The following is a 24,897-nucleotide window of genomic DNA, read 5'->3' on the forward strand; positions in this document are numbered from 1 at the left end:
CGAACCGATGAGCACGATTTCCGCCAAAGACGTCAAGCGCCTCCGCGACTCCACCGGCGTCGGCATGATGGATTGCAAGAAGGCCCTCGCCGAAGCCAACGGCGACTTCGAGGGCGTCATCACGACCGCCACGAGCGACGACGCGACCGTCGGCGTCCTCGCCGAGGTCAACTCCGAGACCGACTTCGTCGCCCGCAACGACGACTTCGTCGGCTACGCCGAGCGCATCACGGCCCTCATCCTCCGCGAGCGCCCCGCCGGCCTCGACGCGCTCAAGGCGCTCGACTTCGAGGGCGGGCGCACCGTCGGCGAGTCGCTCATCGACATGACCGGCAAGATCGGCGAGAAGATCGAGGTCCGCCGCTTCGAGGTCGTCGACGCCGGGGCAGGCAACCAGATCGTGACCTACATCCACCCCGGGGCCAAGCTCGGCGTGCTCGTCGAGATGCAGGGCGCGAACGGTGTCGCTGACGCCGGGCGCGACGTGGCGATGCAGGTCGCCGCGATGAACCCGGTGGCCGCCAACCGCGACGAGGTGCCGGAGGAGGTCAAGCAGAAGGAGCTCGAGATCGGCCGCGAGACGGCGCGCAACGAGGGCAAGCCGGACCACATCCTCGACCGGATCGCCACCGGCAAGCTGGAGCGGTTCTACAAGGACAACGTCCTCGTGGACCAGCCCTTCGTCAAGGACTCCTCGATGACGGTCAAGGAGATGCTCGCGAAGGGCGGCACCGACGTCGTACGCTACGTGCGCTACGGCCTCGGCAGCTAGGTCGGACCTCGAACATTGAACGACTCCGCAGGGGCGGGTTTGAAACCTGCCCCTACGCCTGTCCACACGCCGGCGTGGATTGCGCGAGACGGCGGCGCACCGTAGTTTCCAGTGCTCCCTCTCGCGCACCGCTCGTCATGGCCGACTCCTCGCAGCCCCTCCGCTACCGCCGCGTCCTGATCAAGCTCAGCGGCGAGTCGCTCCTCGGCGACAAGCCCTTTGGCATCGACCACCGCGTGCTGAACCGCTACGCGGAGGAGCTGCAGGAGGCGCACGAGGCCGGGGCCGAGCTCGCCCTCGTCGTCGGCGGCGGCAACATCTTCCGGGGCGTCTCGCCCGAGGGCGCGGCGATGTCCTCGCGCGCCCACGGCGACTACATGGGGATGCTGGCCACGATGATCAACGCGATGGCACTCCAGGACGCGCTGGAACAGAAGGGCGTCTTCACCCGGCTCATGTCGGCCATCGAGATGGACGAGATCGCCGAGCCGTTCATCCGCCGCCGGGCGATCCGCCACCTCGAAAAGGGACGCGTGGTGATCTTCGGCGCGGGCACCGGCAACCCCTACTTCACCACCGACACCGCCGCGAGCCTCCGCGCTGCCGAGGTCGACGCGGAGGTCGTCCTCAAGGGCACGCGCGTCCCCGGCGTCTTCACCGCCGACCCGGAGACGGACCCCGAGGCCCGGCGCTTCGCCACGATCAGCGGGCACGAGGTCTTCCGCCGCAACCTCAAGGTGATGGACCTCACCGCGATCTCGCTCTGCCAGGAGTCCGGCCTGCCCATCGTCGTCTTCAACATGGATGAGCCCGGCATGCTCCTCCGCGTGCTTCGCGACGCGGGCGAGGGCACGCTCATCCAGTGGGACGACGACACGAGCACGCTCGCCGACCCCTCCGACCTGTCCTCCCCAATCGCTACCTCTGCGTCATGATCGACGACACCCTGAAAGTCATCCTGGACGAGACGCGCCAGCACATGCACAAGGCGCTCGAGCACCTCGCCCACCAGTTCAACCACATCCGCGCCGGGCGGGCCTCGACGAGCATGGTGGACGACGTGAAGGTCGACGCCTACGGCCAGCACATGCCGCTCAACCAGGTCGCCAGCGTGAGCGCGCCGCAGTCGGACCTGATCGTGATCCAGCCCTGGGACAAGGGCATGCTCGCCCCCATCGAGCGCGCGATCACCGCCGCCAACCTCGGCCTCAACCCGACGAACGACGGCACGCTCATCCGCATCGCCATCCCGCCGCTGACCGAGGAGCGCCGCAAGGAACTCGCCAAGGCCGCCCGCTCCGAGGGCGAGGAGGCCAAGATCTCGATCCGCAACGCCCGCCGCTCGGCCAAAGACGACATCAAGAAGGCCACCGACGCCGAGAGCCTGAGCGAGGACATGCGCTACGAGAGCGAGGACCGGCTCCAGACGATCACCGACGAGTACGTCGGCAAGGTGGACGAGATGCTCGGCAAGAAGGAAACCGATATTATGGCGGTCTGACGAACGACGAATTACGAGTGACGAATGGCGAGCGGAGTGGCGAGGCCCAGCAGGTTGCCCGATCTTCGTCGCTCCTAGTTCCCCATCCCCGGAGAGGTGCCCGAGTGGCTGAAGGGGCGCGCCTGGAAAGCGCGTGTGCCGGTTCCCGGTACCGAGGGTTCGAATCCCTCTCTCTCCGCATGTTTATTTGCTGATTGGGTGATTGGCTGAATGGGTGATTCGGGCAGCACAATCAGCCAATCGCTCAGTCACCCATTCAGCCAATGATCTCCTCCATGACCGGCTTCGGGCGCGGCACGGCCAGCGCCGACGGGGCCGACGTGACCGTCGAGCTCCGCTCGCTCAACGGGCGCTACGCCGACGTGAGCGTCCGCGCCCCGCGGAGCCTGGCCGAGCACGAGGCCGAGATACAGAGCCGGGTCAAGGACGCGCTCGACCGTGGGAAGATCAGCGTCAGCGTGCAGGCGCAGCGCGCCGCCGTCTCGGCCCCGCTCCGGGTGGACGCCGCCGCCGCCGCCGCCTACCGCCAGCTCCTCGACAGAGTCCGCGAGGCCGCCGGCATCGCCGAGCCTGTTGGGCTGGAGCACGTCCTCCGGTTTCCCGACGTGCTCGTGGCGGTCGAGACGGAGGACGAGGCGGAGGGCGTGTGGGAGGCCACGCAGGCTGCGCTCGCCGAAGCCCTGGAGGCCCACCTCGCCATGCGGCGGCAGGAAGGCGACGCGCTCGCCGCCGACCTCCGCGCCCGGCTTGGTGCCATCGAGACGGAACTCGACGCGGTCGAGGCCGACGCGCCGGCCCGCATCGTCGCGGCGCGCGCCGCGATGCACGAGCGCATCGCCGACCTCCTCGGCGACGAGCGCCTCGACCGCGACCGGCTCGAACTGGAGATCGCCCTCCTCGCCGACCGGCTCGACGTGAACGAGGAGTGCGTCCGCCTCCGCTCCCACCTCGCGCTCTTCCGCGAGGCGCTCGGCAGCGACGAACCCGTCGGGCGCCGCCTCAACTTCCTCGCCCAAGAGTTCAACCGCGAGATCAACACCATTGCCTCGAAGGCGGGCGACCCCGGCATCGCGCACCGCGCGGTCACGATGAAGGAGGAGCTGGAGAAAATCCGCGAGCAGGTGCAGAACGTCGTGTAAGGGCGCAGCACGCTGCGCCCCTACTACGTCAACCTCGACCCATGAAGATCATTGTCCTCACAGCCCCGAGCGGGTCCGGCAAAACGACGATTGCCCGCGCCCTCTTGGCGGCCGAGCCGGGCCTCCGGTTCTCGGTCTCGGCGACGACGCGCCCGCCGCGCGGGCAGGAGCAGGACGGGGTCGAGTACTTCTTCCTCTCCGACGAGGCGTTCCGGTCGCGCATTGCCGACGGGGCATTTCTGGAGTACGAGGAGGTCTACGGCGGGTCGTTCTACGGCACGCTTCGCCAAGAATTAGAGCGCGTGGCCGTGGACAGCCGGGCCGCCCTGCTCGATATTGACGTCAAGGGTGCGCTCAACGTGAAGCGCCTCTACGGCGACCGCGCCCTCACGCTTTTCATCGCCCCGCCCTCGCTCGCGGCCCTCGCCGAGCGCCTCCGGGCGCGGGGCACCGACGCCGACGCCGCCATCGCAACGAGGCTCGCCCGCGCCGAACTGGAGATGGGCTACGCACCCGAGTTCGACCACACCGTCGTCAACGACGACCTCGACACGGCCGTCGAAGAAACCGTAGCGCTCGTGCGCGCGTTTCTCGCGGCCTGAACCGACCGCCCCCGCACAACCGCTGCCCCGTATGGCTATTAAGACCCGCGACACCTCGCACCTCGCCGAGAAAATCGGCAACCTCTACGAGGCCACCGTCATCCTCTCGAAGCGCGCTCGCCAGGTGGCGACCCACACGAAGGCCGAGCTCGACACCAAGCTCTCCTACTTCGAGGACTTCGGCCTGGAGCCGACCGACGAGATCCGGACCAACGAGGACCAGCTCCGCGTCTCGCTCGAATACGAGCGCCGCGCCAAGCCCACTGAAGTCGCCATCGAGGAGATGATGGAGGACGAGATCTACTACCGCAACCCCGGGCTGGAAGAGGGGTGATGACAGGTTTCTAGTTCTTAGTTTCTCGTTTCTGGTTGGTGATTCTAACCCCCATGCCTAACGAAGAACGAGGAACGAGGAACGAGAATCTGAACGGCCGAAAGGTCGTGCTCGGGGTCTCCGGCTCGATTGCGGCCTACAAGGCGGCGGAGCTCCTGCGGCTGCTGAGGAAAGCCGGTGCCGAGGTGCAGGTCCTGATGACGCCCGACGCGGCGCGCTTCATCACGCCGCTCACGCTCGGCACCCTCTCCGAGCGCGAGGTGCTGACGGAGATCTTCCCCCAGAACGCCGACGGAAGCTGGACCAAGCACGTCGGCCTCGGCCTCTGGGCCGACCTCTTCGTCGTCGCTCCCGCCACGGCCACGACGCTTGCCAAGCTCGCCACCGGGATCTGCGACTCCATGCTGACGGCGACGGCGCTCTCTGCGCGCTGTCCGGTCCTGGTGGCCCCGGCGATGGACCACGACATGTGGCTCCACCCGGCGACGCAGCGCAACCTGCGGACGCTCCGCGCGGACGGCATCGAGGTGATCGACCCGGCGCACGGCGAACTCGCCAGCGGCCTCGTCGGGACCGGGCGGCTGCCCGAGCCGGCGGTGCTGTTCGAGCGCATTGCGGCCAAGCTGAGCGAGAGGGATAATCAGGCGAGCGGTGCACTCGCTGGAAAGACCGTCCTCGTCACCGCCGGGCCGACGCGCGAGGTCATCGACCCGGTGCGCTACCTCACCAACGGCTCGACCGGCACGATGGGCTACGCCCTCGCCGAAGCCGCCGCCCGGCGCGGGGCCGACGTAACCCTCGTCAGCGGACCGACGCATCTCGGTACACCGCCCGGCGTCGCCCGGCGGATCGACGTGACGAGCGCGGCCGAGATGCACGCCGCCGTGATGGAGCACGCCGAGGCCGACCTCGTCCTCATGGCTGCCGCCGTGGCCGACTACACGCCTGCCGCGCCGAGCGACCGGAAGGCCAAAAAGAGCGAGGCCGACCTGACGATCCCCATGCGCCGGACGACCGACATCCTCGCGGCGGTCGGACAGCAGAAGCGCGAAGGGCAGACGCTCGTCGGCTTCGCGCTCGAAACCCACGACGGCGCGGCGCACGCGCGCGGGAAGCTGGAGCGCAAGAACCTCGACTGGATCGTGCTCAACCACGCGAACGAGGACGGCGCAGGCTTTGGACCGGGCACCAACCGAGTCACGATCCTCGGGCGCGATGGCTCCCAGCACGATGTCCCGCAGCGCCCGAAGTGCGACGTAGCCGAGGCCGTCCTCGACCGCGTGCTGGCCCCGGCCGCCGAGCCGGTCGCGCCATGAGCCTCCGCTACCTCGCCCTCGGCGACTCGTACACGATTGGCGAGAAGGTCGCCCCCGAGGTCCGCTGGCCGGTCCTGCTGGCCGACGAGCTTCGGGCACGCGGCGTCGACGTCGCCCCGCCGACGATCATCGCCCAGACCGGCTGGACGACTGGCGAACTCGGCGCGGCCCTCGACGAGGCCGACGTGGAGGACCGGTTCGATCTCGTCTCGCTCCTGATCGGCGTCAACGACCAGTACGACGGGTGCAGCGCGGCCGACTTTCGCCCTGCCTTTCGGGCGCTCTTGCGCCGCGCCGTCGGGTTCGCGAGCGGCGAGGCCCGGCGTGTCCTCGTCCTCTCGATTCCAGATTGGGGTGTGACGCCCCACGCCGAGCAGGACGACCGGAGCGCCGAGCAGATCGGGGCAGAGATCGACGTCTACAACGCGGTGGTCCGCGAGGAGACGGAGCGAGTGGGCGCGCACTTCGTGGATGTCACCCCCATCTCCCGCACCGCCTTCGGCGACCCGTCGCTCACGGCCGAGGACGGCCTCCACCCGTCGGGCGCGATGTACGCGGCGTGGACCGAACGTGCGCTGACGGCTGCATTGAGCGCTTCGAGTCGGAAGGCCATGTAATGCTCCTGACTGGCGTACCATGCGTCCATCCGACACTCAATTGCAGGTTAGGCAGCCCCTGGACGAATGCGCCATGTCGTAGCCTTCACTCTGCTCTCGCTGGTGCTGGGAGCTTGCGTCAGCTCGCGGCAGTCAGCTTGCGAGAGATACTTCCCCTCCTGCGACCGGGAGGCAGAGCGTCCGTCATGCGAGACGTTGACTTGGCCTTCTGGTCGGCCGCTCGACTCGGACAGACTGGTGGGGCGAGTGACTGAGGACCACGTCGCCTCGTTCTTCGGTCCCGAAGTGACGCTGGACTCATTCTCGGTTCGGGCTGCCGGGGCGGACTCTTTCTGGTACTACGACGGGAGCGGCCGAATAAACGGCGGCATGATGATCGGTTCGGAGGAGCTTTTAGCCCTTCGTGGCTGCGGCGTGATCGCTACGTTTACTCTCGTCATCTACAACTAAGGTGTGCCCAGGCTGCATAACATCTGTTACACCACCCGTGACCGCTTGAGCGAACCTTCCGTCCGGCTCGAACCTATCGGCCAGCACCATGCTGCGGCCGTTCAGCGTCTGGCCTCCGATCCCGCCATCGGAGCCACCTCGAACGTCCCGTCCCCCTACCCCGACGGAGGGGCCGAGGCCTGGATCGCCTCCGAAGTCGACAAGCGCACCGCCGGTCGGTCCTATGCTTTCGCTGTGCTCGACGCCACCGGCGAGGTCGTCGGCGTGGTAACCCTCGTGGGTGTGGACCTGGAGGCCGGCACGGCCGGGCTCGGGTATTGGATCGGGGTCCCGTACTGGGGGCGAGGGTACGCGACGGCAGCGGCGCGGGCCTGCGTCCGGTACGCCCGGGAGGCGTTGGGCCTACGCCGTATCGGGGCGGCCTGCCTGGAGCGGAACAGAGCGTCACGGCGGGTGCTGGAGAAGGCAGGGTTTGAGGTGGTAGGGCCGGGCAAGCCAGACCCACGCGGGCTGATCCTGAGGTATGAGCAGCGCGTCGATGCTGAGCCGGCGTAGCACCCCTGCGGGCCGGCAGCACCTTCCGGTGCCTGATGGCATGCTCGTAGCCGAGGTCGTGCAGGTCGGACCTCGGCACGATGCCTATCGGTAGCTTCTGTCGAGGAAATATGCCAACCAGTCTCTGCTGCTGTCTTGCGCGACCAATCCGTCGCCGACGTTCCTTGCCTTGATGCATCCTAGCGTCGCGTCCCATGAGGCCGCTCCCATTCCGTGAACCGCTCCTCCGTGCGAACGCGACCGAGAACGTGTTCGACCGCGCCGTGAACTATGTCGAAACCGGGGCCGTGCGGTGGCTGGTCCGGCGTGGGGAGGCGCTCGCCGCCGAGGTCCGCGGCAGCGAATGGAAACCGTATCAGGTGCGAGTGACGCTCGACGGAGAGGGCGTCCGCGAGGTCCGCTGCTCCTGCCCGTACGACTGGGGCGGTTGGTGCAAGCACGCCGTTGCGGCACTCCTCGTCGCCCTCGACGATCCGCCGTCCATCGAGGAGCGGCCTCCGCTCGGCGAAACGCTGGCAGCGCTCGAACAGGAGAAACTGGCCGACCTGCTGAGCGCACTGGCCGACGAGCACCCGGAGCTTCTGGCTGAGATCGAGGGACGGATCAACCCGGCGTGGGTGCGGCCGGCTCAGCCCGAGGACGAGTGGGGCCCCGAGGGATGGTGAGAAATCCGTGCAGATACGGGCGCTGCGTCACCCGCCGGGCAGCGTGCCGTACTCTGACCCATCGCTCACCATCCGGTATCGCTATGACTACCGTCTCCTCAACCCTCTCGAACGCCCACCTGCGTACCCTCCTCGCCGACGCCGAAGCGGTCCGCGCCGAGGCCGAGCGGCTCCGCGCCGAGCTCACAGACGCGCAGCTCACCTGGAAGCCGGCCCCCGACGTGTGGAGCGTCGCCGACTGCTTCGAGCACCTGCGCAGGGCGGACAAGGCGTACGGCCGGGCGCTCCCGGAAGCCATCGGGCGGATGGAGCCGGGGGGCGGACCGTTCAGGCCGTCGCTCTTCGGCGGGTGGTTCATCAAGTTCGCCTCGCCGGAGTCGGGCATGAAGCTGAAAGCGCCGAAGGCGATCCGTCCCCGGCGCGGCGGGCCCTCGACCGAGGCCGGGGCGCTCGGCCGGTTCCTTGATCAGCAGGCGGCGCTCCTGGGCCTGATCCAGGACGCAGACGGGAAGGACCTCAACACGGGCACGTTTCCGTCGCCGCTCCTGGGCCTCATCCGGTTCACCGTCGGCGAGGCGCTGACGCTGCTGGTCCGGCACGAGCAGCGCCACCTCGGGCAGGCGCTCCGCGTCACCGAGCACCCAGGCTTCCCGCGCGCCTGAGCCGATTTGAGGAAGCGAGCCGGGGAGCCGAGACTCAGGGCGTAGGGGGTACCATGGATCTGTTGCCCCCGCGAAGCTTTCTGCTGGCCTCGTGACCACGGGCGGCCGACCGCTAGGCCCAGCACGGCCCCGCCGTCTGCGGTCCGTCGTCTGCGGTCTCAGCGCCCACTGCCGCGTTTTCGGGACCATCGGACGAGCTTCATAACAAGCTTCAGCCTCTCGTCCCTCGGTGCCCATGCCTCGTCTCGCCCTGCTTCTGTTTCTCGCTGCCGGACTCGCGGCGTGCGCCTCTGACCTCGTCGAGACGGCCGTCCGCCAGGGCGACCGGGCGATGAACCGGCTCCGCTACACCGAGGCCGTCGAGCACTTCGACCGGGCGATCGCCGCCGACGCGGAGCGGGCCGACGCCTTCCTCGGGCGCGGGCGCGCCTACTGGGCGATGGGGCAGTTCGAGAACGCCGTGGCCGACCTCGACCGGGCGATTGACCTCGACCCCGGCGGGGCGTGGGCCTACTATTTCCGGGGCTCCAGCCGCCTCCAACTCGGCCGCTTCGAGCCCGGGATCGAGGACCTCGTGGAGGCCGCTCGGACGGAAGGGCTGCCGGTCGAGGACCGGCGGCGGGCGCACTACCTGCGCGCCGTGGCCCACATGCACCTCGAACAGTACGGTGCCGGCATCGAGGCGCTCACCGAGAGCATCGCGCTCCGGCCCGACTTCGCGTTCTACTACTTCGAGCGCGGACAGCTCTACGAGATGACCGGCCAGACCGACGCTGCCGTGGCCGACTTCGAGCAGTACCTATCGCTCGCCGAACCGGACACCGAGCTTGCCGAGCAGGCGCAGCAGCGGCTGGCCGCCCTCCGTCCTGCGACCGCGACGAGCTAGCCGCTGGTCAGGCGGCTGCAGCCGCAGGCCGGCGCGCCGGTCGTGCCGAGGTGGTCTTCAGGCCTTGCGCCGTGTGGTGGGCGATGGCCATCACCGAGAGCATCGGGTTGACGCCGCTGGACTCGGGGAAGCAGCTCGCGTCGGCGACGTAGAGGCCGGCCACGCCGCGCACCGCGCCGTCGGGCTGGACGGGGTGGCGCGCCGCGTCGCCGCCCATGCGGCAGGTCCCCATCTGGTGCGCGGTGAAGAGCGGGAACCGGTTCGCCTTCCAGCCCCAGCCCGGCAGGCTCGCCAGCAGCTTCTCCAACTCGACCTCGCCGTGGACGCGCTGGTAGACCGGCGCGGAGTTGTGCGGGAAGAAGACCTCCTCGGCCCCGGCGGCGAGGTGGATCCGGCACGCCTCGGTGATGCCGCGCAGCAGGTGGTTGCGGTCGTAGCTGCTGAGGGCGTACCGCAAGACCGGCTGCCCGTTCTTGTCGGCCTCGACGCGGCCCCCGTCGCGGTCGCGGGTGAGGACGATGAACGAGCCGAGGTGGGCGGCGTGCTGCATCGTGGCCTTGTGCTGCGCGCCGGAGCGCCACGGCAGCGCGAGGCCGAGGATGCCCGCGTGCGCCGGCGGCGTCTCCAGCTTCGGCCCGTAGAGGTCGTCGAGCTTCGAGAACTCGCTCGAGACGACGCTCATCATCGGGCCGTACCACGGCTCCATCGGCTCCGGGTAGCGGGCGGCGACGGCGACGGTCGGGTGGAAGAAGAGGTGCCGCCCGAGGTGCGGGTGCTCAACCCCGCTGCGCATCAGGAGCGCCGGCGTGTGGATCGAGCCCGCCGCGACGACGACGCGGTCGGCCCGAACCGTGACGCGCACGCGCGGCCCGCCTTCGGGCGCGTAGACCCCGACGAGGCCCGTCGCCCGCCCGTTTTCGATCACGACGCGCTCGACGGTCGTCTCGGCGAGGATGCGGGCACCGTGCCGGACGGCGCGGTGGAGGCTCGTGCGGAGCGTGCTTTGCTTCAGCCCGTCGCGGTCGCCGAAGGGGGCGAAGCCGAGGCGCTGCCACTCGGCCTCGGTCTCGGGCGGGCGCTGGTTGCGCGGGATGTCGGCGACGTGGTAGCCCAGCGCCTCGCAGCCCTCGCGGAGCGCCCGGTTCTGCGGGTTGTCGCGCGTGCCCGGGTCCACGCCGATGTGGAAGTCGTCTTCGAGCGCGTCGAAGCTCCGCTGGAACGCCGGGCTGCGGAAATGGGGGGCGCTGTGCCTGTCGGCCCACTGCCGGAGGATGTAGTCCGGCGTGCGAAACGCCCCGGCCCAGTTGACCGTCGTCCCGCCGCCGAGGCAGCTTCCGGCGAGGACGCTGACCGAGCCGCTCTTCGTGGTGAGCGCGCCCTGCTGCTCGTAGAGCCGCTCCATCGCCTCCGTCTCGCGCTGCGCGAACGCGTCGCGGTCCACGTACGGCCCCTTCTCGACCACGATCACGTCCTGCCCGGCCGCGGCCAGTTCGCCCGCCACGACGCCGCCCCCCGCCCCGCTCCCGACGATCACCGTCTCACACGAGAGCGTGAGGTCGCGCTCCGGCGCGAGCGGCTCGATGGCGCGCTCGAACGCCGGCGGCTCCGCGGGCGGGCCGGGGTAGCCGATGGCGGGCCAGTTCGGGTTGGGCTGTCCGGCCTCGGCGTAGCCGTAGAACAGCAGCGCCGTCGCGTTCTTCAGGCTCGCGAAGCCCTTCCGGAGCGGCGGGATCGGCGAGAGCGACCACCGCTGGAGGAGTGTCTCGCGCTGGACCGCCGAGAGCGCCGTGATTGGCTTCGGCGGGCCGCCCCAGGTCAGCCCGAGCAGGCGCGAGCCGAGGAGGTCGAGGAGCTGACCGAACTCCTTCTGCTGCGCCGCCGGGAGCGTCCCAATGAGGTCCGCGAAGAGGCCGGGCACGTCGAGGTCGGAGGCCCGGCGCGCCCAGAAGCCGTGCGGGTCATGCTCGCGCTGGATTGAGGGCACGAGGGCGTCGCAGGCTGCGCAGAGGGCGTCGCGTCGAGAAGGCGTCAGCGTCATAGATTCTTAACAGCGTTAACAGGCCGCGCAGTATACGACAACTTCCGGGCCGGGAGTCCGGGGCCCCAGGCCGAGTGTCTTTTTGTTTCAGCCGGGCGCTCGCCTCCGAGCCCTGAATCTTCAGCGCTAAAACAACCGCACGAGATAGAGACTAACAACCGGCGTGCCGAAGAACTGCCTGGTCGGGCTCTCGACCTCGGGGCGCAGTTCGAGCAGGTCGACCGGCTCGAAGAAGTACGAGCCGACGTAGCCGATCCGGAAGCCCTGCGTGGCGCGGCGGCTCTCGCCGAAGTAGGCCCCGAAGGCGAGCGTCGCCCCGACGCCAAGCTGGAAGCTGCCCTCGTTGAGCCCGCTGAGCGCGCCCAGCTTGCGCTCGTCCGTCTCGCGGATGCCGTTGTTGTTCTGGTCCTCGAAGTAGGGCCACTGGAAGCCCGCCGATGGCCCGGCCAGGACGTGCACGAACGGCCGGAAGCTGTCCTCGATCGACGCGCGGAAGAGGCGCTGCTCGATGCCGACGTGGAGCGGGGCGACGAGGAAGTAGCTCCGCTTGAACGGCACCACGGTGTCGCCGAAGAAGCCGATGAAGAACTCCTGCTCGCGCTCGTCCTTGCCCGCGCTCGCGCTGAACTCGACCGTGAGCGAGGTCGTCTCGCTGAGGGCGTTGCGGTAGAGCGCCCCGAGACCGAACCCGAAGTTGGTCAGCATCAGCGACGCCCCGATGCCGTTGCCGTACTCGCCGAGCGCCTCGGGGGGTGCGTCCGGCAGCGGCTCCGGCAGGGGCTGCGCCTGCGCGGCAGCCGTGAGGGCGAGGACGAGGAAAACCAGGCGGGGCATCGGCGCGGCGACGGGTCGGGGCGAGCCTACCCGAGGCTGCGCGGATTTGTTCGTGGGGCACGGGCTTTCCCACCGCAGCATCCCCGGCCGTCGCCAATATGGACAGGGCGGGCACCGTTTGCCCCTGCAGGTGTCGTTCGTAGCTTCGGACTTGTCGTTCGTCGCCCATCATTCGTCGTTTGAACTACCGCTTCCTCATCGCCCGCCGCTACCTCGCCACCTCGCGGCGCGTCACCCTCGTCTCGGTCATCAGCAGCCTCTCGGTCGCCGGCGTCAGCCTCGGCGTGGCGGCCCTCGTCGTCGTGCTCTCGGTGATGAACGGGTTCTACGACATCGTGCGCGACCTCCTCGTGTCGTTCGACCCCCACGTCCGCATCGAGTCCGCCGAGGGCCGCGCGCTCGCCGGGGCCGACTCGCTCCTCGGCCTGGCGCGCTCGCTGGAGCACGTCGAGTCGGCGACGGCGTACGTCGAGGGCAAGGCGCTCCTGAGTTACAGCGGCGCGCCGAACGAGACGCAGGTCGTCGTGGTGCGGGGCGTGGACGCCGCCGCCTTCAGCGACAGCCTCGCGGCGGGCAGCCCAGCAGGCGCGGCGCTCTCGGGCACGTTCGACCTCGCGCGCACGGGCGACGAGGCGGGGATCGTGCTCGGGGCAGGCCTCGGCCTTCGGCTCGGGCTCTACGCGGGCGTCTCGACGGAGTCGGGCAGCCGCGTCTCGCTGCTCTCGGCACCGGGCATCGAGCGCCTCCTCACGCAGCCACTCGGGCTGCCGCCATCGCGGCCGTTCACCGTGCGCGGGCTCTACGAGATCGAGCCGGTCTACGACGCCAGCCACGTCTTCGTCGAACTCTCCGAGGCGCAGCGCCTCTTCCGCCTCCCCGGCCAGGTCACCGGGATCGAGCTTCGCCTCGACGACCTGGAGCGCGCCGACGCGGTCAAGGCCGCCCTCGTAGAGCGCCTCCGGCAGACCGCGCGGGTGCAGACCTGGTACGACCTCCAGCGCTCGCTCTACGACGTGATGCGGCTCGAAAAGTGGGGTGCGTCGTTCGTGCTCCTGCTCATCATCGTCGTCGCCGCCTTCAACATCGTCGGCAGCCTCACGATGATCGTGATCGAGAAGCGGCGCGACCTCGGGGCGCTCCAGGCGATGGGCGCGTCGCGGGCGGACATCCGGCGCATCTTCTTGCTCGAAGGGCTGCTCGTCGGCGCGATCGGGAGCGGGCTCGGCCTCGCGCTCGGGCTCGGGCTGGCGCTCGCGCAGCAGCACTTCGGCCTCGTCCCCCTCGCCCAGGCCGAGGCGTTCATCATCGACGCCTACCCCGTCGCCGTCCGCGCCTGGGACGTGGTGGCGATTGTGGCGGTCGCGGTCGGGCTGTGCGCGGCGGCAGCGCTGTATCCGGCGGCGCGGGCGGCGGCCGTGGAGCCGGCCCACGCCGTTCGGAGCGGGTAGGCGAGAGGTTTGTGGGCTTGCAGGCACGGTGCAAAAAGGTTACAATGGCGGGGGGGTAAAAGACTCCCTTTCAGGACCTCTCAGCGCGACGCGATACGCCGGTATCAGCCCCTTTGCCTCTCATTTTAGCCTGACCCTCATGCTGCGATTCAAACACACCCTCATCGCCTCGGCCCTCGCGGTGGCGCTCACCGTCTCCGGCTGTAACCTCCTCGACGGAGCCTACAGCGAGGGCGGCAGCGTCGAGAACCTCGTCGACGACGCCCGCTTCGCCCGCGCCAATGGCGACTTCGAGCGCGCCGTCGAACTCCTCGAAGAGGCCTTCGCCGAGGACCCCGCGAACGCCGTCGTCCGCCTCGAACTCGCCACGACGCTCATGCAGCGCGACGGGCTGAACTCGGTCGATCTCATCAGCCAGGTCTCCAACTTCATCTCCGACGCGACCGAGAGCGCCGAGGGCGGCTTCCGCGCACCGTTCGCCTCGCGCTCGCAGGTCGAGGCCTGCTCCTACACGTCCAGCGAGACCGACCGCGAGGTGTTCGACCCGACCGAGTTCGGAGGGTACGGCGACATCATCGCGTCGCTCCCGACGCTTGAGCGGGTGAGGGAACTGCTCGGCGGCGCAGACGGGTCGGTGCTGCCGTCCCAGCTCCTCGCCCTGAGCCCTTGCGAAGCTATCGTGGACGGCGAGGTGGTCTACGACCGAGCCGCGGCGTCGCAGGAGATCTACGACACCTTTGACGGCGACCAGAACCTCGTGCGGACGGCGCTCCAGCTCAACGCCGTCGGCCTCATCCTCGACGCCTACAGCGGCATCTTCGAGCAGCCCGACCTCCCCGTGGACTGGTATCTCGTCGGCTCTGAGGACAACCGGCGGCTCGGGTTCTGCGTGGCCGACGAGCCGACGCTCGACCTGCTCTACGACCGGATCGACGGGCGCGTCGCCGACGTCGGGCAGGCGCTGTTCTCGATTGACCTGCTCGTCTTCGACGACGGCAGCGAGACGCTGGAAGACCTGCGCGACGAGGCCCTCGAACTGTACGTGACCTTCCAGGAGGACGTGAGTCGTTTCTGCGATTAAACCCACTCGCCTGCACGCCGATAGCTGGGGGGCGGTGCCTCGCGACTGCGCGACGCCGCCCCGCCCATTCTCCAGGTCCACCCCGCCCTGCCATGCCCAACGCTCCACTCCGCATCACGCTCACCCTCGTCCTCGCGGCTGTGCTCAGCCTTCCGGCGCAGGCGCAGCGGTACGACCAGTACGCCCGCGCCGCCGTGCCGTCCTCGCAAGTGCTCGGCATGGGCGATGCCGGGGTCGCGTTCTCGGGGCCTGAGACGGCGTTCTTCTACAACCCGGCGCACCTGGCGAGTGCCGGGCTGGCCAAGCCGCGCATCGACATCCTCGGCGTCCAGGGAGAGCTGAACAGCAAGTTCTTCGACGACCTCAGCTTCGTCACGGACCGCGTCAGCCCCGCGCTTGACGACGGGATCGACGTGCCGCTGACGGAGGAGAACCGGGCGCTGTTCACCGACGCGCTGGCGCAGGGCCGCCGCCCGACGGTTGGACAGGCCGCCGCCCTCCTGCCGTCGGTGATGGTCGGGTTCGGCAACTACGCGGTCGGGGCCGGGCTCTTCGCGCACAACACGACGCGCTACCGCTTTGAGGACAACGGTACCGGCATCCCGGTGCTCGACCTCTTCAGCCAGTCCGACGCCATCGTCGCGCTCTCCGGCGCAGCGGCCGTGCCGACGACCAACCTCTCGGTCGGCATCACGGGCAAGTACGTCCGCCGCTACATCGGGTACAAGAACAAGGACTTTCTCGCCATCGACCCGGACAACGAGCAGCTCTACTTCGTCAACGGCTCCACGGTCACCTTCGACCTCGGCCTCCAGTACACGGACGCCGTGGCCACGCTGCCGGGCTCGCTCGACTTCGGCCTTGCGGTCTACGACCTCGTCGGCGGCAACTTCAGCTACGACCTCTTCCGCGCCCTCGACCTCACCGGCGGCGACGCCGCGACCGACGACGCCGAGGTCCAGAACATCCTGAGCGTGCTCGACGGGCGCGACGGCGAGCCGGCGGTCCGGCTCGGGGCGGCCTACCGGCACCCGGCGATCCCCTCGCTGCCGGTGCTCGGTGACCTCGGCGTGGCGCTGGACTACCTGAGCCGGTCCACCTCGGAGGTGCAGCAGCCGTTCCTCTCCAAGTTCCGCCTCGGCGGGCAGGCGACCGTGGCCGGGCTGCTGGCGCTGCGCCTGGGCATCAGCCAGGGCTACCCGACCTTCGGGACCGGCATCCACACGTCGTTCTTCCGTCTGGATTACGTATTTTACGGTGTCGAGGACGGCCGCCTGCCAGGACAGCTCGAGCGCTACAACCACCTGGTGCAGGTCCGATTCGGCTTGTTCTAAAGAAAACCACTCTGCAGGACGATTCTTCCATGGTGAAGGGAAGAAGGGAAGGGGGGCGCCGGTAGCGAGCATATCGCTGCCGGCGCTCCCCGTTTACAGGGGGCCGGCCGAGCCGTGCTTTACCGTATCGCTACAGACCGCCTTAACCCGAAATCCGCACGCTTCTGGATGGTTGGGCGGCTCGCAGGGTTGCGCTCGGCCGGAGGAGTGGGCTACCTTCCTCTTCTGCTTTCGCACAACTATCCCGCCCCTACCCCGATGGCGCGCAAAGATCAACTCACCGGCAAAGGCCCGATGTCGGGCAACCACGTCTCGCACGCCAACAACAAAGTCCGGCGGCGCTTCAACGTGAACCTCCAGAAGAAACGGTTCTACATTCCCGAGGAGGACCGCTGGGTGACGCTGCGCGTCTCGGCGCAGACGATCAAGACGATCAACAAGAAGGGGGTCTCGGCCGTGCTCAAGGAGGCTCGCGCCCAGGGCGTCCGCATCTGAGCTTCCGCCCCTCCCACCGCTAACCCGACGCTGTCATGGCCAAAGGCAAAGACGTTCGCCACCAGGTGACCCTCGAGTGCACCGAAGCACCGGGCACCTCGCGCTACTCCACGACCAAGAACCGCCGCAACACGACTGGGCGGCTGGAACTGCGCAAATACAACCCCGTTCTCCGCAAGCACACGCTCCACCGCGAGATCAAGTAAACCCGAGCGCTCCGGCGCCCCCTGACCACCCGGACCTATGGCGAAGAAAGTTTCCAAGAACCAGCGCACCAACCGTGGAGCCGACGCCAGCGCGCGCAGCATGGCGAAGGTCATCATGGCCTCGAAGAAGCAGAACGGGCACTACGAGTTCCGCCAGAAGATGGTCGAGGCCTCGCAGGTCCAAGACGAGTTGAAGGCCGCGCGCAGCTGAAGGCCCGGTTCACACCGAACAGCGAGAGGCAGCCTCTGACGGGGGCTGCCTCTTTTTTGTGCCGAGCCCAACGGCACTACTTCGGCTCGACGTGGAAGATCTTGTTCACGATCTGCCACCGCCCGTCGACCTTCAGCATGGACATGTAGTCGGTGATGAGGGCACCGGGATAGTCCAGTTCGAGACGGACGACGGCCGCGTCGCCGGTGATGTCGATGTCGGTGATGCGGCGGGCGCGGTCGGCCTCGTCGTCGGCCGGGACGCCGCGCGCCCCGCCGATGTAGTCGGCGCTGGTCCGCTGGTTGAACGCGCCGTCGCGCATCCACATCAGCTCGGACTCGGGGTGGAAGACCTGCTCGAAGTGGGTGCCGTCGCCGGTGGCGTGGCCCTGGAAGTAGAACTCGATGGCGGCGCGGACGGCGTGCTCCTCGTCGTCCGGCTCAGGAGGCAGGATGGAGGCGGCGGTGAGCGCGACGGCGGCGAGCAGAGCGAGGGCAAGAAGCGAGCGGCGCATGGCAGGCGGGGTCTCGTGAGGATGCTAAACGCTTAGCACCTACGGGGCATTCCTGCCAGGGTTACAACCCTGATGCCGGCTGGACGAGCGCGACCTGCACGTCCATTACGTTCGTGTGCGTCGGCCCCGGCCGGAGGAGCTGGCCGAGCGCGTCGAAGAACGGGTGGGCGTCGTTGCGGGCGAGGTAGTCGGTGGGGTCGAGGCCGAGCGTCCGGGCGCGGGCGAGCGTCTGCGGCGTCGCCCACGCCCCGGCCGCGTCGGTCGGCCCGTCGATCCCGTCGGTGCCGCCACTGAGGACGATAATCTCTCTATCCGTCTCGTCGAGCGCGAGCGCGGCGGCGAGGGCAACTTCCTGGTTGCGCCCGCCGCGTCCGTCGCCGGTGACGGTCACCGTCGTCTCGCCGCCCCAGAGCAGGCAGGTCGGACGGGCGGCCTCGACCGCGAGCGCCTCGGCGGCGAGCCGCCGCCCGACCGCGCGGGCCTCGCCCGTCACCGGCTTCGCCGCACGGACCACCGCGTAGCCCCGCTGCCTAGCCTCGGCCTCGGCGGCGTGGAGGGCGTCGCGGTTCGACCCGACCAGGACGGTCCGCACGCGGTCCGACCCGGCCTGCTGCTCGGCCTCGTTCTGACTGAGGTGGTCGCGTACCGAAGCGGGGACCTCGTCCCACAGCCCGACCTGCCGGAGCACGGTCCGGGCGTCGGCCGCGGTCGTAGGGTCGGGCACGGTCGGGCCGCTGGCAATCGTGAGGAGGTCGTCGCCGACTACATCGGAGACAACGAGGGCGAGGACCGAGGCAGGGTGCGCGGCGCGGGCGAGGCCGCCACCGCCGATGCGCGACAGGTGCCGCCGGACAGTGTTGGCTGCGCGGACATCGACGCCTCCATGAAGCAAGAGGTGGAAGGTCTCTCTGGCGTCGCCGAGCGCGATGCTCCCGGCGAAGGCGGGCCAGAGCGAGGTGCCGCCGCCGGAGAGCGCGACGAGCAGCAGGTCCTCCGGCCCCAGGCTCTCGGTGAGGCCCAGCACGCGCTGTGCTGCCTGCACTCCAGCCGCGTCCGGCACGGGGTGGCCAGCCTCGACGACCTCGGTTTGCTTCGGCCTGGGCTGCCCCGCGGGGAACGTCGCCCGGTAGCCGTGCGGCACGACGACGAGGCCTTCGCCGAGCGCATCGCCGGACTGCGCCTCCAGTATCCCCGCCATCGCCATTGACGCTTTGCCCGCGCCGACGAGCGCGACGCGGCGGTACCCGTCGAGTGGCCGGTCGAGGTGCTCGTCGAGATCGACCCGCTCCAGCAGCGCCGAAGGCCGCACGCCTTCCACCGCTGCCTCGAAGATCGCCCGCGCATCGCCTTTCAGTCTCTCTCTACCCTCCACGCTCATCATGTCCTCCGAAGCCGTCGTGTGATCTTGCCCGTCCACGCCTCGCCCTCGTCGAAGCCGAGGAGGTGTGCGAGCGCGAGGTAGCCGACGCCGTAGAGCGCGAGGATCGCCGCGCCGTAGGCCCAGACCGGAAACGGCTCGACCGGGACGAGCCACCGTACGAGGCTTGCCGGGACGGCTGCCAGGAGCGCTACGCCGAGCATCTGCACCGTCCGCCCGACGGGTAGGCGGAAGGCGTCGACCTCGGCCCGGAGCGCTGCGCGCAGCCGCCACAGCTCGACCCACGCCCCGACGCTCGACCCGAGCGCGAGGCCGACCGCGCCGATCCGCAGTGGCCGCCCCTCGGCCGGAATCCCGACGAGCTCCGGTACGGAGTACCGGTCCAGCGCGAACATCAGCCCCGCACCAATCGTCGCCGAGACCGCGACGCGGACGACCGCGATCCGGGCCGGCGTCTTGGTGTCGTCGAGCGCGTAGAACGCGTTCTGGAGAAGCCGCGAGACGGTCGTCGCGAGGAGGCCGAGGGCGTAGGCCCCGAGGACGAAATAGACGAGGTAGGTGTCGTCGAGGTCGAACGAGCCGGTCTGGTAGAGGACGGCCACGACGAGGAAGCCGAAGATGAGAAAGCCGACCACGCTCGGCGCAATCATAAACAGGATCTGCCGGAGCGAGCGGTCGATCCGGCCGAGGAACGCCTCGGGGCGGGCACCCGAGAGGCGCGACAACTCGGGCAGCTCGCTCGCCGCGACGCTCATCGCGAAGAGCGAGACCGGGAGCGTGTAGAGCACCTGCGCGTACGTCAGCGCCGAGATCGCGCCGACGGCGGCGAACCCGGCGAGGAGCAGGTCGAGGTAGCCCGAGATCTGGTAGACCCCGCGCCCGGCGAGGACCGGCAGGAACGCGTTGATGCTCTGCCGGACGCCCTCGACTTTCGTGGAGAACGACGGCCGGAAGCCGCGGATCACGCGGAGCACCGCCGGAAGCTGGACCCCGAACTGGAGCGCCCCGCCGACGAGCGCGCCCCACAGCCCGGCGAAGAGCAGCCGGTTGAGGGCGTCAACCGGGATCACGTCGAGCTCGTCGAGCGCCGTCGGGTCGTCGAAGAAGGTGAACCCGGCCCAGATGAGCGCGCCGATGATGGCGGCGTTCCAGAAGACCGGCGCGACGTACGGCAGGAAGAACTTGCGGTGGCTGTTGAGCACCCCGAGCGCCCACGCGCTGAGGACGAGGAGCCCCGTCATCGGGAACGTGACGCGGACGGCCTGCACGGCGAGGCGGAACCGGTCGACCGCGATCTCGCCCGCGACGACCTTCTCGGCGTCGCCGAGCCAGCCCGGCTGGAGGAGCGTCGTCAGCGGTTCGGCGAGGAGGATGCCGAGCGTGACGAGCACGGCGACGAGCGCGGTGAGCAGCCCGAGGATGGCCCCGGCGAACCGGCCGGCGTCTTCGGGCCGCCCCTGCTCCAGCATCCGGCTGTAGATCGGGATGAACGCCGCCGAAATCGTCCCCTCGCCGAGGAGGTTCTGCAGGAGGTTCGGCGCGCGGAGGGCAACGCGGAACACGTCGGCGTGGGGCCCGACCCCGAAGAAGTAGCCGATGGCGCGCTCGCGGACGAATCCGATCAGGCGGCTCAGCAAAATCCCACCGGCGACGAGGCCAGCCGCGCTCTCGCGCTGCTCTTCGGGCGGCGTGGCTCCGGTCCTCGGTGCCTTGCCTGCCGATTCGAGCCTTGCTTCGGCTTCGAGCGCCGCCTCGGTCGAGCTTTCGGGCGTGGCGTCGGCGGTGGGCGACGTGGCCTGGTCCGCCTTCTCGCTCTCCGGCACCGGGTCCGGCGGCTCGGCCTCGTCCAGCGGTCGGGCGTCCTCGTTCGGGTCCATGAATCGGGCGGCGGCAGGAGGGGGAACAGGCTGCGCTTACTCGTAGATGTCTTTGCGATGACCCACGTCGAGCACCGTGACTACGCGAACCACGTCGGCGATCTCGTAGATCACCCGGTAGCGACCGATCCGAATGCGCCAGCCCTCGCGCCCGACCAGTTTCTTGCAGCCCGGTGGCCGCGGGTCAGTCCCCAACGCACGGACAGCATCGCGGACCCGCTCGTAGTCCCGTTCCGGCAGCTTCGCGAGCGACTTAGCGGCGCGCCGGAGGATCTCGACGCGGTAGCTCACCCGGCGCCCCGGTTCTGTTCGATCTCGCGCGTTGCCTCGTCGAACGGGATCGCCTCGTCGCCGCTCGCTTTCGCCTCGTCGTAGGCGCGGATCGAATCAATTTCTTCGACGGCGTCGAGCAATTGCTGGTAGCGGTCGAGGCCGATGAGTACGGCGATGCGCTGCCCGGCGTCATCCGTCACGAACTGGGTTTCCGTAGTCGTCATGGCCCTTCTTTGCTTTTGGGTCTCACGTCACCATGTGGCTGAGCGTTCCGTCCTGGGCGACGCAGCCTGCTTCGCCTTCTTGCTCTCCGGCACCGGGTCCGGCGGCTCGGCCTCGTCCAGCGGTCGGGCGTCCTCGTTCGGGTCCATCAGCGGAGCGAGAGCAGGGTGACGGTAGGATCAGCACCGAGCGCCTGAATGGCGTCCGCATTCTGACGCAGCAAATGCTCGAGGTCTTGCGTCGAGCAATTGCCGAGCTGCACCCAGATGATACGAGGAGCATCGGGAAGTAGGAGCCGCAAGTCGTCGAAGTCGGCGTCCTTCGTTACGATGGCAAAGCCTTCTCGCCGAGCAAAGGCTACGATCTCCCGATCATCGGCTCGGTCGAGATCCAGCGCTGCGACGTGTGCCGAATTGGGGAAGAGATCGGCGAGGGAAGAGGCGAGGCGAGGCGAAAGGTTCTGATCGAAGAGGAGCTTCATCGGAGCTTGCTGTCGGGCGGCGGTTTGGGTCTGCCTCTGTTGCGACGCAGCTTGTGCCCGGCTGCTCTTCAGTTCATACCGTAACGATCTTCGTCCGCTCTCGCTCTGCCGCGTAGCTCAGCGATGCTAACACGTCCTCCCGCGTCAGGTACGGGAAGTCGTCCAATACCTCCTCGACACTCATCCCCGAGGCGAGGTAGCTGAGCACGTCGTAGACGGTGATCCGCATCCCGCGAATGCAGGGCTTGCCGCCACGCTTCCCCGGCTCGATAGTGATGATGTCTCGGTAGTCCATCGTTGTCCTCGCCGCGTCCTGCAATGTAACCCCGGCGGTGCGTACCGGTTCACAGGCCGGTTCTTGCGCTTAGGCCCCGATGTCATCCCGAGCGCAGTCGAGGAACCCGAAGGTTCGGCCTAGCCCATCTCTACGGAGGAAGCGATGAAGACTCGCGCACGAAGTCGCGCCATGCTTGAGCGCCGTACCCGGAGAGATCCTTCGACTCGCTTTGCTCGCTCAGGATGACGTTGTAATGGGGGTCTCGCTTCATCCTCGACGCGCTACGCCCGCGTCAGACGGCGGATGAGGGCTTCGTGCTCGGGGTTACTGCGCCAGAGGGGCGGCCCGCGACGGGGCCTCGAAGTCGGCGAACTCGAAGCCGGGAGCGACGGTACAGCCGACGGGCGCGAACGCCGCCGGGTCATCGACCGTAGCGGCGAAGAAGGTGCCGCCGGGAATGGTGATCTGGAACTGCTGGTCCGGGACGGCCCGACCGAGGTGAAGCTGCGCGTAGGTCCCTGCCGCGCCGAGCGTATGGAGGGTCAGCGGGCTGCCCTCGCAGAAGTGCCACGTCTCGTCTTGCCGGACGCGGTGGAAGGCGGAGACCTCGTCGCCCGGCAGGAGGTAGTAGATCGAGGTGGCGAAGGTGCTCGGGCCGTCGAAGCGCTGGAGCAGGCCGTCCGTCGGGATCGACTCCGCGGCGCGGTAGACCTCGCGGTACCAGCCGCCCTCCTCCGGCGGTGGCTCTAGCCCGAGCGTGTCAATCCAGTGCTTAGCATCCTGCGTTTGTCAGCCAATGTGAGTCGGAAGTCTGTAGTAGAAACCCCAGTTTGTCGTTACAAGACCAGCTTTAAATCAGGCACATCTACATTGCGCGGGGCAACTCCAATTGAATCGCAAGGAGCAAGTCACTGCAAAGGTTTAGCGTCAATGGCAGAGGTACCTTGCTGTGAACACGATATCGTCTATCCAATCGTGGATGAGTGCCTGGTGTCGCCCGATGCCCTTACGCATTAGTGCCTGATATGGCCTGAGCGAAGCAGGAATTCCATACTGAGGCATCACATTCATTGCTGCCTCCTGTGTTCTTTCATTTCTATGTGCAAAATAATTCCTGAACACCGGGAGATCTCCGAAAACTCGCGTGCCACTTGAAAATGCAGACTGGACATCAGTCAGGTTGGATGCACCAATCAAGCTACAGCTTGTCATTAGCACATTGGGATCATGCCATGCTGGTTCAGTTCTGCGATGCCACGTACCGTCAGACCTCGGCGTGGCCCACGGGTTAAAATGGACTATCACCTTTCCAATATGGTCGTTGTAGCCAGAGCCTGAAGCACACGCAACTTTCGTCCCAGTAGATGTTAGAGGTTTTTCAGATATGACATATAGTACGATCTGGAAAAGTTATACCATGTATTTTGTATTTCGATAATTGTATATCCTAATCCAAAACGGCTTCCCCACCAAGGACTAGTCAGATCAGTTCCCCTGATGATCACCTGAATCTGCCTAAGTCTTCTGCAGCAACTTTTCTCTAAGCTACTAAGTTTAGAAGATGCTCTCATCCCTAATGCTGCAGCTTGATTCTAGAGCATAGGAACTTGAATCGTGTTTTCCGCGGCCCAATTCTGTTGGTGGCTTTCGAGTTTGCCTCAGTAAAGTCGTTGAAATCAGTATCTGCCCTCTCCGGTTCAGATAGAACATCGGCAACCTCGCTCAAAGACTGCAGGGTAGCTCCACTGTCGATAACTTGCGGCTCATCTACCATGTATTCCTCCTGTAAGCTGTCAAACGGACGCATGTGATGCATTAGCGCCAAGAATAGTGTGTATAGGTTGTAAGGCTTTACAACTGGACTGTTGTGGATCTCATTCCATTCTAGTAAGTAGTCGAAGGCGCGATCAACCAGAGAAGCATATTCCTCTTTCAATTCAAATAACTTGTCGTGTTCTTTGTAGAAATCATCGAGCTTAGTATCTGATGCGCTAACAATTCCGTTTTCAGCGGCATCAATTATTTCTGTCAATAGATTGGCGTCTTTCATTCTACTTAGCTGACTCTCTTTGAAAGCGCCAATATCTTTCAATGATTGAGCGTAACGCTCAACCAGCCTTACAATGAACCATTTAAACTCTCCTTGAAAGGTAGCATGACGTAACTCTTGTCTGTTAAGGGGTACATTATATGAGTTTATTCTTCTGAATACCTGTCGTATCTGCTCCATTGTCGCACCAACGAATAAATCCAGACTCAACTGATACTCTAGGAATGCTGCCTGCTGATCCTCTTCGAGGTTTGAAAAATTACGTCCTGAGAACTCGCTGTCGCCGGTTATTTTAAATTTGTCTTTTGAGAACTCGAAGATGGTCATGCTACGCTGCTGCCCATCCACTATCTCCTTTATAGTCTTTCTGCTTCTTAGATCAGTCTTTTGATATAGAGAAAGCTTTGGTACGGGAAAACCAAGGAGGATAGTGTCGATTAGATATGACTTGGCCTTGACCGGCCATACCTTGTGCGAGCGCTGGTAGTCGCGGTTAATGACAAGCTTCTCCTCTTCCATTTCTTCACAGTAGGAAGCAATCGTCGTCGTCGTAGTTATAACTTTCATAGTCTGCTTGCAAGGTGACAGCCTCACCGGCTCGTTTCGACCTCTCTTGAGATTGGTGCGAGGCAGTGATTGTTGTCGCTCGTTAATGCGGAAGCGATAATACTGACTACGC

Annotated in this window: 30 protein-coding genes and 1 tRNA gene; 20 read left to right on the plus strand and 11 right to left on the minus strand. The window is 67.2% G+C overall.

The features are described 5' to 3' along the window. Positions 1–7: 7 nt before the first annotated feature. The 14 genes from tsf (at position 8) to AAGI91_07475 (ending at position 9,499) form a co-directional block, all read left to right on the plus strand. Positions 8–772, plus strand: coding sequence for a translation elongation factor Ts (gene tsf, locus AAGI91_07410; GenBank protein MEM1042443.1), 765 nt, complete (start codon positions 8–10; stop codon positions 770–772). Positions 773–909: 137 nt separating this feature from the next. Further along, positions 910–1,707, plus strand: a complete 798-nt coding sequence (gene pyrH, locus AAGI91_07415; GenBank protein ID MEM1042444.1) for a UMP kinase — start codon at positions 910–912, stop codon at positions 1,705–1,707. Further along, complete coding sequence (frr, locus tag AAGI91_07420; protein ID MEM1042445.1) at positions 1,704–2,273, plus strand: ribosome recycling factor; 570 nt, start codon at positions 1,704–1,706, stop codon at positions 2,271–2,273. The genes pyrH and frr overlap by 4 nt, the downstream gene beginning before the upstream one ends. Positions 2,274–2,363: 90 nt before the next feature. After that, positions 2,364–2,451 (plus strand) — tRNA-Ser (locus tag AAGI91_07425). Between the two features lie 85 nt (positions 2,452–2,536). Next, positions 2,537–3,412: a YicC/YloC family endoribonuclease gene (locus AAGI91_07430; GenBank protein ID MEM1042446.1), complete on the plus strand. Its 876-nt coding sequence runs from the start codon at positions 2,537–2,539 to the stop codon at positions 3,410–3,412. Between the two features lie 41 nt (positions 3,413–3,453). Next, positions 3,454–4,014 carry a guanylate kinase gene (gene gmk / locus AAGI91_07435; GenBank protein MEM1042447.1) on the plus strand — a complete coding sequence of 187 codons (561 nt, stop codon included), beginning with the start codon at positions 3,454–3,456 and terminating at the stop codon, positions 4,012–4,014. A gap of 31 nt (positions 4,015–4,045) precedes the next feature. Next, positions 4,046–4,348 carry a DNA-directed RNA polymerase subunit omega gene (locus tag AAGI91_07440; GenBank protein ID MEM1042448.1) on the plus strand — a complete coding sequence of 101 codons (303 nt, stop codon included), beginning with the start codon at positions 4,046–4,048 and terminating at the stop codon, positions 4,346–4,348. Positions 4,349–4,401: 53 nt separating this feature from the next. Next, on the plus strand, positions 4,402–5,664 hold the full coding sequence (coaBC, locus tag AAGI91_07445; GenBank protein ID MEM1042449.1) for a bifunctional phosphopantothenoylcysteine decarboxylase/phosphopantothenate--cysteine ligase CoaBC: 1,263 nt from the start codon (positions 4,402–4,404) through the stop codon (positions 5,662–5,664). Next, a complete protein-coding gene (locus AAGI91_07450) occupies positions 5,661–6,281 on the plus strand; it encodes an SGNH/GDSL hydrolase family protein (GenBank protein ID MEM1042450.1) in 621 nt (206 codons plus the stop codon). Before coaBC ends, AAGI91_07450 begins: the two co-directional genes overlap by 4 nt. Positions 6,282–6,527: 246 nt before the next feature. Then, positions 6,528–6,731 (plus strand): hypothetical protein, encoded by a 204-nt coding sequence (locus AAGI91_07455; protein ID MEM1042451.1) that lies wholly within the window; start codon positions 6,528–6,530, stop codon positions 6,729–6,731. Between the two features lie 45 nt (positions 6,732–6,776). After that, positions 6,777–7,286 (plus strand): GNAT family N-acetyltransferase, encoded by a 510-nt coding sequence (locus AAGI91_07460; GenBank protein MEM1042452.1) that lies wholly within the window; start codon positions 6,777–6,779, stop codon positions 7,284–7,286. Positions 7,287–7,480: 194 nt separating this feature from the next. Next, positions 7,481–7,951: an SWIM zinc finger family protein gene (locus tag AAGI91_07465; GenBank protein MEM1042453.1), complete on the plus strand. Its 471-nt coding sequence runs from the start codon at positions 7,481–7,483 to the stop codon at positions 7,949–7,951. A gap of 83 nt (positions 7,952–8,034) precedes the next feature. Next, positions 8,035–8,613: a DinB family protein gene (locus AAGI91_07470; protein MEM1042454.1), complete on the plus strand. Its 579-nt coding sequence runs from the start codon at positions 8,035–8,037 to the stop codon at positions 8,611–8,613. Positions 8,614–8,848: 235 nt separating this feature from the next. Beyond that, the gene (locus AAGI91_07475) at positions 8,849–9,499 is read left to right on the plus strand and encodes a tetratricopeptide repeat protein (GenBank protein MEM1042455.1); all 651 of its coding nucleotides are present in this window, start codon (positions 8,849–8,851) and stop codon (positions 9,497–9,499) included. A 7-nt stretch (positions 9,500–9,506) separates the two neighbouring features. On the opposite strand, the gene AAGI91_07480 is transcribed toward AAGI91_07475, so the two are convergent. After that, positions 9,507–11,537 (minus strand): GMC family oxidoreductase, encoded by a 2,031-nt coding sequence (locus tag AAGI91_07480; protein MEM1042456.1) that lies wholly within the window; start codon positions 11,535–11,537, stop codon positions 9,507–9,509. 126 nt (positions 11,538–11,663) lie between these two features. Further along, the gene (locus AAGI91_07485; GenBank protein MEM1042457.1) at positions 11,664–12,371 is read right to left on the minus strand and encodes a hypothetical protein; all 708 of its coding nucleotides are present in this window, start codon (positions 12,369–12,371) and stop codon (positions 11,664–11,666) included. A gap of 179 nt (positions 12,372–12,550) precedes the next feature. Here AAGI91_07485 and AAGI91_07490 point away from each other — a divergent pair, with 179 nt between their 5' ends. From AAGI91_07490 to AAGI91_07515, 6 genes are all read left to right on the plus strand, one after another. Beyond that, positions 12,551–13,819 (plus strand): FtsX-like permease family protein, encoded by a 1,269-nt coding sequence (locus AAGI91_07490; protein ID MEM1042458.1) that lies wholly within the window; start codon positions 12,551–12,553, stop codon positions 13,817–13,819. A 139-nt stretch (positions 13,820–13,958) separates the two neighbouring features. Then, positions 13,959–14,900, plus strand: a complete 942-nt coding sequence (locus AAGI91_07495; GenBank protein MEM1042459.1) for a tetratricopeptide repeat protein — start codon at positions 13,959–13,961, stop codon at positions 14,898–14,900. Positions 14,901–14,992: 92 nt separating this feature from the next. Continuing rightward, positions 14,993–16,234: a hypothetical protein gene (locus AAGI91_07500; protein ID MEM1042460.1), complete on the plus strand. Its 1,242-nt coding sequence runs from the start codon at positions 14,993–14,995 to the stop codon at positions 16,232–16,234. Between the two features lie 258 nt (positions 16,235–16,492). Further along, on the plus strand, positions 16,493–16,729 hold the full coding sequence (gene rpmB / locus AAGI91_07505; GenBank protein MEM1042461.1) for a 50S ribosomal protein L28: 237 nt from the start codon (positions 16,493–16,495) through the stop codon (positions 16,727–16,729). Positions 16,730–16,764: 35 nt separating this feature from the next. Beyond that, positions 16,765–16,935, plus strand: a complete 171-nt coding sequence (gene rpmG / locus AAGI91_07510) for a 50S ribosomal protein L33 (protein ID MEM1042462.1) — start codon at positions 16,765–16,767, stop codon at positions 16,933–16,935. Between the two features lie 37 nt (positions 16,936–16,972). Then, positions 16,973–17,146 (plus strand): hypothetical protein, encoded by a 174-nt coding sequence (locus AAGI91_07515; GenBank protein MEM1042463.1) that lies wholly within the window; start codon positions 16,973–16,975, stop codon positions 17,144–17,146. A gap of 76 nt (positions 17,147–17,222) precedes the next feature. Here the strand turns inward: AAGI91_07515 and AAGI91_07520 are convergent, their stop codons facing one another. From AAGI91_07520 to AAGI91_07560, 9 genes are all read right to left on the minus strand, one after another. Beyond that, complete coding sequence (locus AAGI91_07520) at positions 17,223–17,660, minus strand: nuclear transport factor 2 family protein (GenBank protein ID MEM1042464.1); 438 nt, start codon at positions 17,658–17,660, stop codon at positions 17,223–17,225. 61 nt (positions 17,661–17,721) lie between these two features. After that, entirely contained in the window at positions 17,722–19,077 is a 1,356-nt protein-coding gene (locus tag AAGI91_07525; protein ID MEM1042465.1) for a DUF4147 domain-containing protein, read from the minus strand. Further along, the gene (gene murJ, locus AAGI91_07530; protein MEM1042466.1) at positions 19,038–20,915 is read right to left on the minus strand and encodes a murein biosynthesis integral membrane protein MurJ; all 1,878 of its coding nucleotides are present in this window, start codon (positions 20,913–20,915) and stop codon (positions 19,038–19,040) included. Before murJ ends, AAGI91_07525 begins: the two co-directional genes overlap by 40 nt. 36 nt (positions 20,916–20,951) lie before the next feature. Beyond that, positions 20,952–21,206 (minus strand): type II toxin-antitoxin system RelE/ParE family toxin, encoded by a 255-nt coding sequence (locus tag AAGI91_07535; GenBank protein ID MEM1042467.1) that lies wholly within the window; start codon positions 21,204–21,206, stop codon positions 20,952–20,954. After that, positions 21,203–21,412, minus strand: coding sequence for a hypothetical protein (locus AAGI91_07540; protein MEM1042468.1), 210 nt, complete (start codon positions 21,410–21,412; stop codon positions 21,203–21,205). The genes AAGI91_07535 and AAGI91_07540 overlap by 4 nt, the downstream gene beginning before the upstream one ends. A 146-nt stretch (positions 21,413–21,558) precedes the next feature. Next, the gene (locus AAGI91_07545; GenBank protein MEM1042469.1) at positions 21,559–21,891 is read right to left on the minus strand and encodes a DUF5615 family PIN-like protein; all 333 of its coding nucleotides are present in this window, start codon (positions 21,889–21,891) and stop codon (positions 21,559–21,561) included. Positions 21,892–21,964: 73 nt separating this feature from the next. Next, complete coding sequence (locus tag AAGI91_07550) at positions 21,965–22,186, minus strand: DUF433 domain-containing protein (GenBank protein MEM1042470.1); 222 nt, start codon at positions 22,184–22,186, stop codon at positions 21,965–21,967. Positions 22,187–22,492: 306 nt separating this feature from the next. Continuing rightward, a complete protein-coding gene (locus AAGI91_07555; protein ID MEM1042471.1) occupies positions 22,493–22,933 on the minus strand; it encodes a cupin domain-containing protein in 441 nt (146 codons plus the stop codon). A gap of 808 nt (positions 22,934–23,741) precedes the next feature. Further along, the gene (locus AAGI91_07560) at positions 23,742–24,785 is read right to left on the minus strand and encodes a DUF262 domain-containing protein (GenBank protein ID MEM1042472.1); all 1,044 of its coding nucleotides are present in this window, start codon (positions 24,783–24,785) and stop codon (positions 23,742–23,744) included. Positions 24,786–24,897: the final 112 nt, after the last annotated feature.

The organism is Bacteroidota bacterium (assembly GCA_038746285.1).
Classification (GTDB): Bacteria; Bacteroidota; Rhodothermia; order Rhodothermales; family JANQRZ01; genus JANQRZ01.

Coding starts and splice junctions, on each gene's coding strand:
- tsf (MEM1042443.1), top strand. CDS start 8: ATGAGCACGATTTCCGCCAAAGACGTCAAGCGCCTCCGCGACTCCACC.
- pyrH (MEM1042444.1), top strand. CDS start 910: ATGGCCGACTCCTCGCAGCCCCTCCGCTACCGCCGCGTCCTGATCAAG.
- frr (MEM1042445.1), top strand. CDS start 1,704: ATGATCGACGACACCCTGAAAGTCATCCTGGACGAGACGCGCCAGCAC.
- AAGI91_07430 (MEM1042446.1), top strand. CDS start 2,537: ATGATCTCCTCCATGACCGGCTTCGGGCGCGGCACGGCCAGCGCCGAC.
- gmk (MEM1042447.1), top strand. CDS start 3,454: ATGAAGATCATTGTCCTCACAGCCCCGAGCGGGTCCGGCAAAACGACG.
- AAGI91_07440 (MEM1042448.1), top strand. CDS start 4,046: ATGGCTATTAAGACCCGCGACACCTCGCACCTCGCCGAGAAAATCGGC.
- coaBC (MEM1042449.1), top strand. CDS start 4,402: ATGCCTAACGAAGAACGAGGAACGAGGAACGAGAATCTGAACGGCCGA.
- AAGI91_07450 (MEM1042450.1), top strand. CDS start 5,661: ATGAGCCTCCGCTACCTCGCCCTCGGCGACTCGTACACGATTGGCGAG.
- AAGI91_07465 (MEM1042453.1), top strand. CDS start 7,481: ATGAGGCCGCTCCCATTCCGTGAACCGCTCCTCCGTGCGAACGCGACC.
- AAGI91_07470 (MEM1042454.1), top strand. CDS start 8,035: ATGACTACCGTCTCCTCAACCCTCTCGAACGCCCACCTGCGTACCCTC.
- AAGI91_07475 (MEM1042455.1), top strand. CDS start 8,849: ATGCCTCGTCTCGCCCTGCTTCTGTTTCTCGCTGCCGGACTCGCGGCG.
- AAGI91_07480 (MEM1042456.1), bottom strand. CDS start 11,537: ATGACGCTGACGCCTTCTCGACGCGACGCCCTCTGCGCAGCCTGCGAC.
- AAGI91_07485 (MEM1042457.1), bottom strand. CDS start 12,371: ATGCCCCGCCTGGTTTTCCTCGTCCTCGCCCTCACGGCTGCCGCGCAG.
- AAGI91_07495 (MEM1042459.1), top strand. CDS start 13,959: ATGCTGCGATTCAAACACACCCTCATCGCCTCGGCCCTCGCGGTGGCG.
- AAGI91_07500 (MEM1042460.1), top strand. CDS start 14,993: ATGCCCAACGCTCCACTCCGCATCACGCTCACCCTCGTCCTCGCGGCT.
- rpmB (MEM1042461.1), top strand. CDS start 16,493: ATGGCGCGCAAAGATCAACTCACCGGCAAAGGCCCGATGTCGGGCAAC.
- rpmG (MEM1042462.1), top strand. CDS start 16,765: ATGGCCAAAGGCAAAGACGTTCGCCACCAGGTGACCCTCGAGTGCACC.
- AAGI91_07515 (MEM1042463.1), top strand. CDS start 16,973: ATGGCGAAGAAAGTTTCCAAGAACCAGCGCACCAACCGTGGAGCCGAC.
- AAGI91_07520 (MEM1042464.1), bottom strand. CDS start 17,660: ATGCGCCGCTCGCTTCTTGCCCTCGCTCTGCTCGCCGCCGTCGCGCTC.
- murJ (MEM1042466.1), bottom strand. CDS start 20,915: ATGGACCCGAACGAGGACGCCCGACCGCTGGACGAGGCCGAGCCGCCG.
- AAGI91_07540 (MEM1042468.1), bottom strand. CDS start 21,412: ATGACGACTACGGAAACCCAGTTCGTGACGGATGACGCCGGGCAGCGC.
- AAGI91_07545 (MEM1042469.1), bottom strand. CDS start 21,891: ATGAAGCTCCTCTTCGATCAGAACCTTTCGCCTCGCCTCGCCTCTTCC.
- AAGI91_07550 (MEM1042470.1), bottom strand. CDS start 22,186: ATGGACTACCGAGACATCATCACTATCGAGCCGGGGAAGCGTGGCGGC.
- AAGI91_07560 (MEM1042472.1), bottom strand. CDS start 24,785: ATGAAAGTTATAACTACGACGACGACGATTGCTTCCTACTGTGAAGAA.